Origin of the sequence: Pseudophaeobacter sp. TrK17 (assembly GCF_042192375.1) — a bacterium.
Taxonomy (GTDB): Bacteria; Pseudomonadota; Alphaproteobacteria; order Rhodobacterales; family Rhodobacteraceae; genus Pseudophaeobacter.
Genome location: NZ_CP071700.1, coordinates 2,574,246 through 2,588,526 on the forward strand (window position 1 = coordinate 2,574,246; position 14,281 = coordinate 2,588,526).

Genomic DNA, 14,281 nt, shown 5'->3' on the forward strand with positions numbered 1-14,281 from the left:
AGGTATCGCGCCCTCAGCAGCCCCCTTGTCTTTGCCCATTCGGGCAACGGGGCGGGTGGGTGGGCGTTGCCTGAATGGGCAATCAGAACGCCGCCTCAACATCGCCCATACGCACGTAAACCGATTTCACCTGGCTAAAATGCTTGATCGCCTCTTTGGAGTTCTCACGCCCCACGCCCGATGCCTTGACCCCACCAAAGGGTGCTTCAACAGGTGCGTCGTTGTAGGAGTTGATAAAGCAGCTGCCGGCCTCCAGATTGCCAATCACCCGGTGTGCGCGGGTGAAATCCTTGGTGAACACCCCGGCGGACAGGCCGAACTCGGTGTCATTGGCGCGGGCCACCACCTCTTCTTCGCTGTCAAAATCCAGTACTGACATGACCGGGCCAAAAATCTCTTCGCGGGCAATTGTCATACCATCGGTGACATCGGCAAACACGGTGGGCTGCAGGTACCAGCCCTGCATGTCGCAGCGTGCGCCGCCACAGATCAGCCGCGCCCCCTCGGCTTTGCCCTTTTCAATGTAGCCCAGAACGATATTCATCTGGTTTTCATTGACCATGGGACCAAAACTAGTCGCCTCATCCATGGGATCGCCAATAACAGCATTGCCGGTCCGTTCCGCCAGACGCGCCAGGAATTTCTCCTTGATGCCTTTTTGAACAAACACCCGCGTGCCATTCGAGCAGACCTGCCCGGAGGAGTAGAAATTGCCGTTGATGGCTCCGCCCACGGCATTGTCGATATCCGCGTCATCAAAGACGATCATTGGCGATTTGCCACCCAGCTCCATGGTGACATGTTTCATGTCGGCAGCGGCCGCAGCATAGACCTTCTTACCAGTGGGCACCGAGCCGGTCAGCGAAACCTTGTCGACGCGGGGATCTGTCACCAGCGCGGCGCCCACCTCGCCCATGCCCTGCACCACGTTAAAAACCCCGGCTGGCAGCCCGGCCTCATGCAGGATCTCGGCAACCTTCAAGGCACAGAGCGGCGTGGCCTCAGAGGGTTTGAACACCATGCTATTGCCACAGGCCAGCGCAGGCGCGCCCTTCCAGCAGGCAATTTGCGTTGGGTAGTTCCAGGCCCCAATCCCAACACAAAGCCCCAGGGCCTCGCGCATGGTATAGACCCAGTCCTCGCCCAGTGGGATATGTTCACCGGTCAAGCTGCCAGCCAGGCCGCCAAAATACTCCAATGCGTCGGCACCAGAAGTGGCATCCGCCACCAGGGTCTCCTGCAGCGGCTTGCCGGTATCATAGGTTTCCAACACCGAAAGTTCGTGATTGCGCGCGCGGATGATGTCTGCAGCCCGGCGCAGGATGCGGCCACGCTCAGTCCCACTCATCTTGGCCCAGGCCTTTTGAGCAGCCTTGCCACTGGCAAGGGCCTGTTCAACGATGGCCGGAGTTGCGGCGTGTACCGTGGCAATCTGGTCGCCGGTCGCGGCATAAATCACCGGGATTGGCGTTCCGGCGGTGTCTTCGACATAGGCACCATTGATGAAATGGCTGGCTTTGGGTTGGGCGGGATGAGTCATGATTTTATGCCTCCGGCGGGGATATTTGGGGCCAAGTGAACTGGCAGACTGAACTGGCGGGATTTAAATTTCGGGCTATTCGCCACGGGGAAAGCGTTTGTTGTCCTCAAGCGTGTTGAGATCCATGTGGTTGCGCATGTAGCGCTCGGAGGCTTTTTGCAGTGGCTGGTAATCCCAGGGGTAGTACCCCCCCTGGCGCAGGGCCTCATAGACCACCCAACGACAGGCCTGGCTGGCGCGGACATCGGCGTCAAACCGGGCCAGATCCCAGCGCGCTTCGGACTTGGCCTTGAGCGTCTGAAGGGTGCCTGCATGGGCCGGATCATCTGCCAGATTGTTACGCTCCAGCGGGTCGGCTTCCAGATCAAACAGCTGATCCGGGTCCAGGCTGCAGCGGTTGTATTTCCACTTGCCATAGCGCAGGGACACCAGCGGCGCATAAGAGGCCTCGGCGGCATATTCCATTGCTACCGGAGCGCTGCGCTCCACACCTTTGGCCAGGGGACACAGATCTTCGCCATCGGTCCAGGGGGCGATCTCTTCCATGGGCAGGCCGGCCAGCGCCCCCAGGGTCGGGTTCACATCCAGCGTTGACACCGGAGTTTCAACCAGCCCTGCGGGCAGGTCGGGCGAGGAAATCATCAGCGGCACCCGCGCGGAGCCATCATAAAAGCTCATCTTGAACCAAAGGCCCCGCTCGCCCAGCATATCGCCGTGATCCGAGACAAACAGGATGGTGGCTTCTTGCCGGGTGTCTTCGAGCACCTGCAGGATCTCCCCGATCTTGTCATCCAGATAAGAGATATTGGCAAAATAGGCGCGGCGCGCCCGTTTGATATGGTCCTCGGTGATGTCAAAGCTGCGCCAGTCATTGGCGTCAAAGATCCGCTTGGCATGGTTGTCGTGATCCGCGTAGTCCATCGCCGGGGTCTGCGGCAGCAGATGCTCGCAATCCTCATAGAGATCCCAGTACTTTTTGCGGGCGACATAGGGATCATGGGGATGGGTAAAGCTGACCGTCAGCGCCCAGGGGCGGTCGTCCAACCCACGCGACAGCTCATACAGCTTGGCGGTGGCATTATAGGCGACCTCATCATCGTATTCCATCTGGTTCGAGGTCTCGGCAACCCCGGCCCCGGTGACCGAGCCCATGTTGTGATACCACCACTCGATACGCTCACCAGGTTTGCGATAATCCGGCGTCCAGCCAAAATCGGCGGGGTAGATATCGGTGGTCAGGCGATCCTCAAACCCATGCAGCTGGTCGGGGCCGACAAAATGCATCTTGCCCGACAGGCAGGTGTAATAGCCGGCGCGGCGCAAATGATGGGCATAGGTGGGAATATCAGAGCGGAACTCAGCCGCATTATCATAAACGCCAGTGCGCGAGGGCAGCTGCCCCGACATAAACGAAGCACGCCCCGGCGCACAAAGCGGCGACGCGGTATAGGCATTGGCAAAGCGGGTTGAGCGCGCCGCCAGCTTTTTCAGGTTTGGCGCATGCAGCCAGTCGGCGGGCCCATCCGGAAACAGTGTCCCGTTCAACTGATCAACCATAAGAACCAGAATATTTGGCTTTGTCATCTGCATTGCGTCCTATGTTTTCAGGGGCTTCACCCCATTTTGTTCCGTTCGTCTTAGCCCCCACACCGGAGCGATACTTTGTTTACGTCACTTTCTGACGCGCCACCTCCCTGTCGACGGTGCAAAGGCGGCAAATCAAAGCCTGTCAATGGAGCAAGGCTCCCATGATGGTTGTTGCGCCCGTGGACCCGGCCCCTGAACCTGGACCCGTGGACCTGGCCCCGCGGAGTTGGCCCTGTGGACATCGAAAGGCCTTCTAGCATGAAAACCTACCCCTCCAAACATATTTTTGAATGGTCATTCAAGTTTAGTTTGAAACATCAACAGTTGAAACCTGCCTCCAAGTGGCGCAAAACTTCGTCATGGGAAGAAAACGCATTAGAGACATTCGCAACGAAGAGCTGATCGCAGCCACCATTGTCGCCGTTCACAAACGCGGCTACTCTGTTGTTACAATGGCAGAAATCGCGCGTGAGGCTGGTGCCTCTGCTGCATCGATCAACTATTACTTCGGATCAAAGGAAGGCCTGATGGAGGCCACTATGCGGCATTTGCTGCGCAAATTGCGCACCGCGATGATTGCCGGCTACAGCGCAGCCAGAACGCCGGAAGAGCGGCTTTATGCGGTAATGGATGCCAATTTCTCGGATGCGCTTTTTACTGTGCCGCAGTGCAGTCTCTGGATGCAGTTCTGGGCCAACGCCCCCTATTCACCCCGCCTGGCGCGGCTGCATCGAATCAATCGCACCCGTGTCCGCAGCCATGTGCGGGCTGAGCTGGCCAATCTGTTGCCTGCTGAGCAAATCGAAACAGCGCGCAGCGCCCTGCAGTGCTATATGGATGGCGTCTGGCTGCAAGCTGCGCAATCAGAAAGCAGTGTCGACGCCAAAGCTGCCCGCCTGGCAGCGCACCGGGTGGTTGATCTGTCCCTCTCCTAGCCCCATTTTGCCAAGGCCTGCCCACTCGACAGTGTTCTGGTGCCATCACGAGACTACCAGCTTGGCGGGGTCAGGGCGATGAATGCTTGAAATACCGATGCTCCGTGCGCCTGGGCAAGTAGATCAACTCCAGAACAGTCTCGGACACCTTTTTGATCTCGTAGCATAACCCGGTGCCACCCTGACTGTCCCAAGCATAAAGGTAGGGGCCAAAACCGTCAAATTCATCGCAAAACGGCATCACCGACAGATATTCCAAAGAGGTCAGCGCACCGCCGTAATTGCTCTGCCTCTCATTGCCGATAATTGTAAATTGATCCTTGCTATCGGTCTCTGAAAACCAGTTCCCCTGCAACAGCTTAAGCACCCTGTCCTCTTCGTTTGGCGCCCGCACCTTTACCGATCGCAGGGCAATCTCGACCGTATGGTCAAAGAGCTCGACCCAGTCTCCTTCGATCTGCACCGGCGTTGCTTTGGCCATCCCCCGTAAGGTCGCAAAAACCTCTGGCGGTGTCCTGTTGTCTTCGACCAGGGTGAAAACCCGCCCTGAGCCGATAAACCTGCAAAACTGGAACCTGCCCCGAAACATAACGCTGCAATCCAGAAACACGACCTCCCCGGAAAACGGGGCCCCCCAGGTTCCCGGCTCGCGACTGGAGCGCACCTCCAAGGGGGTGGAATGCGTGCTCAAGTTCTGGCGAAAATTCTTGTTGCCAAGGCCAGTATCTATTTTTGCAAAATAGGTTTTGTCATGGCCACGCGCCTCACAATCATTGTCCCCGCCGATGTTGAAAAGCTCTGGCTGGGTACAAAAGGAAAGCATGTCGTGGTGGAATGTCCGCTCCGGGTTTCGGGCGTGATAATAGTAGAACCGATACTGCAAATCGCCATGGATCGGCGTCACGCAGTCCGAGGCATCCACTGTCCACCAGCCTTCTGAGACCCAGTGCCCGTCTTGTTTGAACCCCACCGCCACTTCATGGGGCAGGTCAGTGTCATTGCATATCATCAGCTCAGCCCAGGCCGGGCTGGTCAACCCGCTGAACAGACAGATAAGCGCACTTAAAATTATTTTTTTCTGCAAAATTATGGGTAAAGCTCCCCACGTATTACACAGGCATCCCTGTCAGTTCCAAACTCTAGCACCGTCTTGAGCCCTACACCTTTGTTGCAGCATCAGGAGGCGTAATTGCCCGCCTTTTTAGCATTGCCTCGCGCCAGGTGATAAAGCTGATGGCAGCCAGGATCAGCCCACCACCAAAAACGACCCAGATGTCCACTGGCTCGGAAAACACCAAGGCTCCCAGTAAAGTCGCCCAGATCAGTTGAAGAAAGGTAACCGGCTGTGTCACCGTCACCGGGGCTGCCGCAAAGGCAAGCGTCATGGTGAAATGACCCGCAGTGGCAAAACAGGCCACCGCAAAGAGAATGGCAAGCTCTCCCAGGCTCGGAGTGACCCAAACCACCGCCGCAAAGGGGGCCAGCCCCAGCGTCACCCAGATCGACAACATGGCCACCACCATCACCGGGTTGGTGTCGTCGACAGTAAACTTGGCCAGCAGGTATGAGGCGCCAAAGGCCAGGGCTGTAAACATCATGGCAATATGTCCGGGAGAGATCTCTCGGAACCCGGGACGCAGTATGATCACTGCGCCGATCAGGGCTGCAACAACCGCTGCGATGCGTCGCGCTGCCAGTTTTTCACCCAAAAATACCGCCGCCCCCAGGGTCACATAGATCGGCGACAGGTAGTTCATTGCCGTCACCTCGGCCAAGGGGATCTGGGTCATGGCAAAGAACCACAACATAACGCCGCCGGAATGCACCACGCCTCGGCCGGCAAACAGGAGCCAGAGTTTTGGCGTCAGTGTTGTCTTGCGCAGACTTCCAATCATTGGGATCAAAAACACCAATCCCAGCAGATAGCGCAAAAAAGCAGATTCAGCCGGGGGGATACGGTCGCCAAGGTATTTCACCAGAGCCGTCACCGCCACAAAGCATAGACCCATTACAAACATCCAGAAAACACCAACCATTGGGTGTTTGCTGCTCTCAGGTTCTGCCACGTGCCTAGTCATTTTCAATCTGCCTGTTCATGGGGCTGACAGAACACCCATTCGGCACGCCATACAACCCTTCACAAGTAAATCACCTCAAATGAGATTGCTTAGCCGTCCCCCTGCGCAAGCCGCCACTTCTCACATCAAGAGCAGCTTTAGCGAAATGGCCCACATGGTCAGGCCAACAATGACATCCAGAACCTGCCAGGCACCAGGGCGGGCAAAAACCGGCGCCAACAGGCTGGCGCCATAGCCCAAAGAAAAGAAAAACGTAAAACTGGCCAGCATGGCGCCAAGACCAAAAACCAGCGGGTCGGCATATTGTGCGGAAATAGACCCCAGTAAAACAACCGTATCCAGGTAGACATGTGGGTTCAGCCAGGTCAGCGCCAGAACCGTTGTGAGCACGGGTAAAAGCGGCCTTTTGCCAGCGTCCTGCCCAGCGTCAAGCATCTCACCGCCGCGCCAAGCGGCCAACAGGCTGCGGGCGCCATACCAGGCCAGGAACGCCGCGCCGCCAAACCGCATCACCGGTTCGAACCAGGGAAAGGCCACAGCCAAGGATCCAAAGCCCAGGACACCAGAGGCAATCAACAAGGCATCAGATCCGGCACAGGCCAGGCAGACCCAGAACACATGCTGACGCCGCAGCCCCTGGCGCAACACAAAGGCATTTTGTGCGCCAATCGCCAGGATCAGGCTAAAGCCAAGACCAAAGCCGGCAAACAGGCTGGGCGGGAGAGATGTCAGTAGCGGCATAAACTGGGTACTTTCGGTTGTGCGGTGTCTGGTATCGCTGGCGGCCTCAGCCCCCGATCCTGGCTTTGACTACCCCGCGCCAATAACGTAGTAAAATTAATTATGCTCACCCAAAGTAAGACATCCTAATGCAATTTGACCCAAACCACCTTTCGGCGCTGGCCGCCGTCCTGCGCCTGGGCAGCTTTGAGGCCGCAGCCCATAATCTGTCTGTCACCCCCTCGGCGGTGTCACAGCGGATCAAGGCTCTGGAAGAGCGGGTGGGTACGGCCCTGGTCAAACGCGGCCTGCCCTGCACCGGCACAGAAGCCGGGCTACGGCTGGCAAAACACGCCGAAGATGTCGCCATACTGGAGGGTCAGGTGTCCAACGCCCTGGCGCTGGACCAAAACAGCCCACAGACGCCGCCGCATCTGCGCATTGCCGTCAATGCAGACAGCCTGGCGACCTGGTTCATCTCTGCCATGGCGGCAACGCCGGGGCTGTTGTTTGATCTGGTCATCGACGATCAGGACCACAGCACCGATTGGCTGAAACGCGGTGAGGTTTCTGCCGCCGTCACCAGCCTCAGCGCCCCGGTCACCGGCTGCAATGCCCAGCCCCTGGGCGCGATGCCCTATGAGGCCAGTGCCAGCCCCGCCTTCATGCAAAAATGGTTTGGTCAGGGCATCACCCCGGAAACGCTCGCCCAGGCGCCGCAGCTGATTTATAATGCAAAGGATGCCCTGCAACAGCGCTGGGTCCAGCAGCAGTTTGGGCGCCAGATCACCGCCCCCTGCCATTTCATCCCCTCAACACAGGGGTTTGCCGACGGGGCGCAGGCAGGCCTGGGGTGGGGCATGAACCCGGTTCAACTGATTGAGCCCGCGCTGAATTCTGGAACCCTGGTGCCTTTGCTGCCCAACAGCGCACTGGAAATTGACCTCACATGGCAGGTGAGCCGTGTTATGGCCTCAGCGCTGGCGCCTTTGACACGGGCAGTGTTAGGCTCGGCCAAACAACATCTGATCCAGCTCCCCCGCAGGGGGGAGTAAATCGCCCCCATCCCCGCTCTGGAGCACCCAACATGTTCGCAAAATCTGCCCTCAGTTACGCGCCGGTGCCGCTGCCAGATCGTGCGGACTACTCTGATGCGGAGATGCAAACCAAAGCAGCAGAGTACCTCGCGCATATGCAGCGACGCCACACAGTGCGCGATTTCACCACGCGGCCGGTTGCCCGCGCGGTGATTGAGCAATGTATCAAAACCGCCGGTACGGCGCCTTCGGGGGCCAATCATCAACCCTGGCATTTTGTCGCCATTGCTAACCCCGCGTTGAAACAACAGATCCGCCAGGAGGCCGAGGCAGAAGAGCGCCGGTTTTACGCCGGTGGCGCCGGGGACGAATGGATCAAGGCACTGGAGCCCATTGGCACCACTGCCGAAAAGCCGCATCTGACCATAGCGCCCTGGCTGATCGTCGTCTTTGCCCAGCGGTGGGGAGAGTTTGACGACGGCACCCGCTACAAAAACTACTACGTTCCCGAAAGCGTCAATATCGCCACCGGGTTTCTGTTGACCGCGCTGCATACTGTCGGGCTGTGCAGCCTGACCCATACCCCCAACCCGATGAAGTTTCTCAATGCCGCACTTGGGCGTCCTGCCTCGGAAAAGCCCACGATGATCATCGCCGTAGGACATCCCAGCCCAGACGCCAAGGTGCCCAGCGTTGCCAAGGTGAAAAAGCCCCTGCAAGACATCTCGACGGTTTTTGAATGAGACGCCTCATCCGTCCAGGCTTTGGTTGGCTAGATGAGTGCTGAGCCGCGCAGCCTAGGCGCAAGCCTTCTGTGGCATATCCTGCTGCCACGCGGGCTGGCGCTGCTGCTGTGGTGGGGGGCAAATCACCTGATCCAGATGCCACCCAGCCTGGTCTGGGGGCTGATTGCTGCGGATTTTGTCTGCCTGCTCTGGGTCAGCCGTGCCCATCTGCGGGTCGCCGACGCCCATATGCTCAGCTCTGGGGCCATGGCGCCGATCTGGGGCGGCTATCTGCTGTTGCTGCTCTCGGCGCTCGCCTCACTGTCCCTGTGGTGGCAGGCCCTGCTAATCGCCAACCGCCCGCCCGAAGGGCTCAGCTATTCTGAACAGCGTGCTCAGGACCATGCGGATCGCTACAGTCTGACCCTTTCACAGGATGGCCGCGCGTTGATTTTTTCCGGCGAGGTAACCTTTGGGCTGACCAAGACCATCAAGGCGCAGCTGCTGCACCACCCCGGGGTTCAGCAGCTGCAGCTTACCAGTCCAGGCGGCCATATCTATGAGGCCCGCGGGGTGGCCCAGCTGATCCGGGCGCAGGGGATTTCCACCCTGGCACCCGGTCTCTGTGCCTCGGCCTGTACCCTGATATTTGCTGCTGGAACCACGCGTCAATTGGGCCCCAAGGGACAGCTGGGATTTCATGGCTACTCGCTTGAAATATTTGGCGGCTTGCCGCAGATTGACCTGATGGCGGAGCAGCGCAAGGACGGGGATTTCCTTGTTGGCCAGGGTGTCACCCCCGGTTTTATCCAGCAGATCTACGCCACTGCCCCAACAGAGCTTTGGCGGCCCAGCCCAGAGCAGCTATGGGCTGGCGGCATGCTGCGCAGTGCGCCTTAGACCACTCCCTCCCCCACCCACTCTCTCCCCCACAAAGAGGTCACCCACAAACAGAAAGCCCCCGAAGATTCGGAGGCTTTCGTGAGTATCCAGGGTTTGTGGACAGCCAATAAGGCAGGGCAGATCAGAGCTGCTCCATCACCTCGTCAGAGGCTTCAAAATTGGTGGTGACGCGCTGCACATCATCGTCGTCTTCCAGCGCATCCACCAGCTTCATCAGCTTTTGCATGCCTTCAAGGTCCAGCTCTGTGGTGGTGGTCGGTTTCCACACCAGCTTGGTGCTCTCAGATTCGCCCAGCTCTTTTTCCAGCGCATTGGACACATCGTTGAGCTCGCTGTCTTCGCAATAGATCGTGTGGCCATCCTCTGTGGATTCCACGTCTTCGGCGCCCGCCTCGATCGCGGCCATCATCACCGTGTCGGCATCGCCAACCTCAGCCTTGTAGGTCACTTCGCCCTTGCGATCGAACATAAAGCCAACCGACCCCGTCTCGCCCAGGTTGCCACCGTTCTTGGAGAAGGTCGAGCGCACAGTGGAGGCGGTGCGGTTTTTGTTGTCAGTCATGGTTTCGACGATGACGGCGACACCGCTGGGGCCATAGCCCTCATAGCGGATCTCATCATAGTTTTCAGCGTCGCCGCCAATCGCCTTTTTGATCGCACGTTCGATCACATCCTTGGGCACCGACTGGCTTTTGGCCTCTTTGACAGCCAGACGCAGACGGGGGTTCTTATCGACATCAGGGTCGCCCATCTTGGCGGCCACGGTGATCTCCTTGGCCAGTTTGGAAAACAGTTTCGACCGCACAGCGTCCTGACGGCCCTTGCGATGCTGGATGTTTGCCCATTTTGAATGGCCTGCCATGGTAGATCCTTTGTGTCGTGCATGCTTGAATTGGCGCTCATATAGCCTGTGGCAGGGGCAGCTTTCAAGCACTGCTGACAGGCAAGCAGAATCCGGGGCAATATCCGGCAACAACGCCAGTGTCGCCTTGCCCCTGTTGCGCCAATGGCTAGAGTGGCGCCATGACATTTGAACAGACCGCATTGTTTGCCATTTTCGCCGCCGTCTTTGGCATGTTCCTCTGGGGACGCTTTCGCTACGACATCGTCGCTTTCTCAGCGCTGATGATCGCTGTTGTGCTGGGCCTGGTCCCCACCAAGGAGGCCTTTTCCGGCTTTGGCCATCCGGCGACGCTGGTGGTGGCGCTGGTGCTGATCGTCTCGGCCGGGCTGGTGCGCTCGGGGGCGGTCTTTCTGATCACCCGAACCCTGGTGGACAGCTCGCGCACGCTTGGCAGCCATATCGGGCTGATGGGCGGCATCGGTGCGGTGCTTTCGGCCTTTATGAACAATGTCGCGGCGCTGGCGCTGCTGATGCCGGTGGATATTCAGACCGCCCGCAAGGCCGGGCGCGCACCGGGGTTGAGCCTGATGCCGCTGTCCTTTGCCACCATCCTGGGCGGCATGGCGACGCTGATCGGTACGCCGCCAAATATCATCATCGCCGCGATCCGGCAGGAGACCATGGGCGAACCCTTTGGCATGTTTGATTTCGCGCCGGTGGGCGGCATTGCAGCCCTTGCCGGGCTTGCCTTTGTCGCCCTGATTGGTTGGCGCCTGATCCCCCAGCGCGAAACTGGCGCGGGGAATACCGAGGCGCAATTGGCTGATTACATGGCAGAACTCACAATACCTGAGGAATCAAAGCTGATCGGCAAACGGCTTGGCATGCTCGACAAAGACGCCGAACAGGCGGATGTGGCCATTCTGGGATTGATCCGCGATGGCAAGCGCCGCTATGGCCGCTCCGCCGGATCGGTTCTGCAGGCTGGCGATACCCTGGTGATCGAAGCCAGACCCGAGGCGCTGGACGAGTTTCGCACCTCGCTGTCGCTGAATTTTTCTGACGCCGCGCGCCAGGAAAAGCTCACCGCTGCCGGTGAAGGGCTGGAAGTCATTGAGGTGGTGGTGCCGGAAACCTCCCGCATCAATGGCCGCTCGGCCCAGGCGCTGGGACTGGCCTGGCGGCAAAGCGCCGTTTTGTTGGGCCTGTCGCGGCAGGGGCGACGCCTGACCAAACATATTCGTCAGACAGAAATCGAGGCCGGCGATATCCTGCTGCTGCTCTGCCCCCGGGATCGCGGCGCCGATGTGACCGAATGGCTGGGCTGCCTGCCTCTGGCTCAGCGCGGTCTGGCTGTGACCGCCGATGACAAGACCTGGGCGGCAATCGGGATGTTTGCCTTGGCGGTGCTCGCCGCCTCGCTGGGACTGGTCTACCTGCCGGTCGCACTGGGGCTGGTGGTGGTTGGCTATGTGCTGATCAAGGTGCTGCCGGTTGCGGAAATCTATGATCACGTGGAATGGCCGGTGGTCGTTTTATTGGGGTCGATGATTCCCCTTGGCGCTGCCCTGGATGCCTCCGGCGGCACCGCCTTGATTGCCAATGGGTTGATCGACCTTACCGCCGGCCTGCCCTCCTGGATGGTGCTGACGGTTCTGATGGTGGTCACCATGACCCTGTCGGATGTGTTGAACAATACCGCCACCGCCATTGTTGCTGCCCCCGTTGGCATCCAGATGGCCAATGCAATGGGGGTGTCTCCCGATCCGTTTTTGATGGCGGTCGCCGTGGCCGCCTCTGCGGCCTTTCTCACCCCGATCGGGCATAAGAACAACACCCTGGTTCTGGGCCCCGGCGGCTATCAGTTTGGTGACTACTGGCGCATGGGGCTGCCGCTGGAGATCCTGGTGATCGCCGTTTCGATCCCGTCTATTCTGGTGTTCTGGCCAATGTAAACCTGGGGCGTCCTGCCCGATTACAGCAGACAATGGGCGTGAACCCTACGGCAAGGCACCGAAGGAATTGCCCTAGGCCACTGGCTGCGCATAGGCTGAACACAGCCAAAGCGGGAGAGGCAGATGAGCGACAGTATAGATACCCATGCAGATGTGATCATTGTTGGCGCCGGCATTGCTGGGCTTGTGGCCGCCTGCGAGCTGGGCGATCGCGGCAAGCGGGTGATCCTGCTGGACCAGGAACCGGCGCAGTTTCTGGGCGGACAGGCCCATTGGAGCCTTGGCGGGCTGTTCATGATCGACACGCCGGAACAGCGGCGCATGGGCATCACCGACAGCCACGACCTGGCCCGGCGGGACTGGATGGGCAGTGCTCAGTTTGACCGCGCCGAGGACGACTGGCCAAAGCAATGGGCCCGCGCCTATCTGGATTTTTCCGCCAGTGAAATGCGCCCCTGGCTGCATGAGATGGGCATGCGCTGGTTTCCCATCGTTGGCTGGGCGGAACGTGGCGGCAGCGGCGCCGAAGGCCATGGCAATTCGGTTCCCCGCTTTCACGTCACCTGGGGCACAGGCCCCGGCGTTGTGGCGCCTTTTGCCACCCGGCTGCAGGCCCATGTCGCTGCCGGGCGCGTGATCTGCCGGTTTCGCCATCAGGTGAGCCATATCATCGTGCAGGCAGGCGAGGTCAAAGGTGTATCTGGCGAGGTACTGGCCGCAGATTCCGCCCCACAAGGCGCTAAGACAAACCGCCAGGAAATCGGTGAATTCGAGGTCTACGCGCCCTCGGTCATCGTGGCATCAGGCGGCATTGGTGGCAATTTGGACCTGGTGCGCAAGAACTGGCCTCGTGACCGGCTGGGCGCGCCGCCAGAAAACATGGTGGCGGGTGTGCCCTTCCATGTGGACGGGCGGATGATCCCCATTGCAGAGGCCGCAGGCGGACATGTGATCAATGGCGGCCGCATGTGGCACTATACCGAAGGCCTGCGCAACTGGGATCCAATCTGGCCCAACCATGGCATTCGCATCCTGCCAGGACCGTCGTCCATGTGGTTCGATGCGCTTGGAAACAGATTGCAGGCACCCTGCCTGCCCGGCTTTGACACCCTGGCAACCCTGAAAGAGATCCTGAAAACCGGCTATGATTACAGCTGGTTCGTGCTGAGCCAAAAGATCATCGAAAAGGAATTTGCGCTGTCAGGATCGGAACAGAACCCCGATCTCACCTCGGGCAAATGGCTGGAGGTGATCCGCGCCCGCCTGATGTCGCGCGGCGGCGCCCCGGCCCCGGTGGAAGCCTTTAAGAAACACGGGCAGGATTTTGTTGTCGCCGATACGCTGGCAGAACTGGTCGAGGGCATGAACCGGATCGCCGAGGTGCCGCTGGAGGAGACCCATTTGCGCCGCCAGATCGAGGCCCGCGACGCCCAGGTAGACAATCCGTTTGCCAAAGATGCCCAGGTGATTGCCATCAATGCCGCCCGCAACTATCGTGGCGATCGGCTGATCCGCACCGCAAAACCGCATCGCATACTGGAGCGCAAGAATGGTCCGTTGATTGCCGTTCGGCTGAACATCCTCACCCGCAAGACCCTGGGCGGGCTACAGACAAATCTGGACAGCCAGATGGTCGGCGCCGACGGGGCGGCGGTGCCGGGGCTGTTTGCAGTCGGCGAAGCAGCAGGGTTTGGCGGCGGGGGCTATCACGGCTACAACGCGCTGGAGGGGACTTTTCTCGGCGGTTGCCTGTTCTCTGGTCGCCAGGCTGGACGATCTGATTTGATTGCCTGAAGCCTGCCAGGAACGAAAACACCGCTACATTTCAGCTTTGCTATCGCGCCGTCTGCAGTCTTATGCCCCTGCGCTGCAAAAGCACGTTGCGCCGCCTGTGACAGCGCAGATGGGCGCGCACAAAGCGCTGGGGTTACCCAGGCATGCTGTTACGCCATGCCTG

General features: G+C 59.4%; 12 protein-coding genes. 6 read left to right on the forward strand and 6 right to left on the reverse strand.

The window, feature by feature from the left end:
* Positions 1-82 precede the first annotated feature (82 nt).
* Positions 83-1,540, reverse strand: coding sequence for a betaine-aldehyde dehydrogenase (gene betB / locus JZI28_RS12155; RefSeq protein WP_375697762.1), 1,458 nt, complete (start codon positions 1,538-1,540; stop codon positions 83-85).
* 75 nt (positions 1,541-1,615) lie between these two features.
* Complete coding sequence (betC, locus tag JZI28_RS12160) at positions 1,616-3,124, reverse strand: choline-sulfatase (RefSeq protein ID WP_297340411.1); 1,509 nt, start codon at positions 3,122-3,124, stop codon at positions 1,616-1,618.
* Between the two features lie 362 nt (positions 3,125-3,486).
* Here betC and betI point away from each other — a divergent pair, with 362 nt between their 5' ends.
* Positions 3,487-4,062, forward strand: coding sequence for a choline-responsive transcriptional repressor BetI (gene betI, locus JZI28_RS12165; protein ID WP_295452902.1), 576 nt, complete (start codon positions 3,487-3,489; stop codon positions 4,060-4,062).
* Positions 4,063-4,132: 70 nt separating this feature from the next.
* Here betI and JZI28_RS12170 read toward each other — a convergent pair whose 3' ends face one another.
* The 3 genes from JZI28_RS12170 to JZI28_RS12180 form a co-directional block, all read right to left on the reverse strand.
* Positions 4,133-5,071, reverse strand: coding sequence for a DUF1036 domain-containing protein (locus tag JZI28_RS12170; protein WP_375697763.1), 939 nt, complete (start codon positions 5,069-5,071; stop codon positions 4,133-4,135).
* Positions 5,072-5,219: 148 nt separating this feature from the next.
* Positions 5,220-6,080, reverse strand: a complete 861-nt coding sequence (locus JZI28_RS12175; RefSeq protein ID WP_375700097.1) for a DMT family transporter — start codon at positions 6,078-6,080, stop codon at positions 5,220-5,222.
* 180 nt (positions 6,081-6,260) lie between these two features.
* Positions 6,261-6,881, reverse strand: coding sequence for a LysE/ArgO family amino acid transporter (locus JZI28_RS12180; protein ID WP_375697764.1), 621 nt, complete (start codon positions 6,879-6,881; stop codon positions 6,261-6,263).
* Between the two features lie 128 nt (positions 6,882-7,009).
* Between JZI28_RS12180 and JZI28_RS12185 the strand changes: the two genes are divergently transcribed.
* From JZI28_RS12185 to JZI28_RS12195, 3 genes are read left to right on the forward strand one after another with little or no spacing between them, the layout of a single operon-like run.
* Positions 7,010-7,915: a LysR family transcriptional regulator ArgP gene (locus JZI28_RS12185; protein WP_375697765.1), complete on the forward strand. Its 906-nt coding sequence runs from the start codon at positions 7,010-7,012 to the stop codon at positions 7,913-7,915.
* A 32-nt stretch (positions 7,916-7,947) separates the two neighbouring features.
* The gene (locus JZI28_RS12190) at positions 7,948-8,640 is read left to right on the forward strand and encodes a nitroreductase family protein (RefSeq protein ID WP_375697766.1); all 693 of its coding nucleotides are present in this window, start codon (positions 7,948-7,950) and stop codon (positions 8,638-8,640) included.
* Positions 8,641-8,673: 33 nt separating this feature from the next.
* The gene (locus JZI28_RS12195; RefSeq protein WP_375697767.1) at positions 8,674-9,522 is read left to right on the forward strand and encodes a hypothetical protein; all 849 of its coding nucleotides are present in this window, start codon (positions 8,674-8,676) and stop codon (positions 9,520-9,522) included.
* Between the two features lie 124 nt (positions 9,523-9,646).
* Here JZI28_RS12195 and JZI28_RS12200 read toward each other — a convergent pair whose 3' ends face one another.
* Positions 9,647-10,387 (reverse strand): YebC/PmpR family DNA-binding transcriptional regulator, encoded by a 741-nt coding sequence (locus JZI28_RS12200; protein ID WP_297340417.1) that lies wholly within the window; start codon positions 10,385-10,387, stop codon positions 9,647-9,649.
* A gap of 161 nt (positions 10,388-10,548) precedes the next feature.
* Here JZI28_RS12200 and JZI28_RS12205 point away from each other — a divergent pair, with 161 nt between their 5' ends.
* Both JZI28_RS12205 and JZI28_RS12210 read left to right on the forward strand, forming a co-directional pair.
* Positions 10,549-12,324 carry an SLC13 family permease gene (locus JZI28_RS12205; RefSeq protein ID WP_353397516.1) on the forward strand — a complete coding sequence of 592 codons (1,776 nt, stop codon included), beginning with the start codon at positions 10,549-10,551 and terminating at the stop codon, positions 12,322-12,324.
* A gap of 123 nt (positions 12,325-12,447) precedes the next feature.
* Positions 12,448-14,118, forward strand: coding sequence for an FAD-binding dehydrogenase (locus JZI28_RS12210; protein ID WP_375697768.1), 1,671 nt, complete (start codon positions 12,448-12,450; stop codon positions 14,116-14,118).
* Positions 14,119-14,281: the final 163 nt, after the last annotated feature.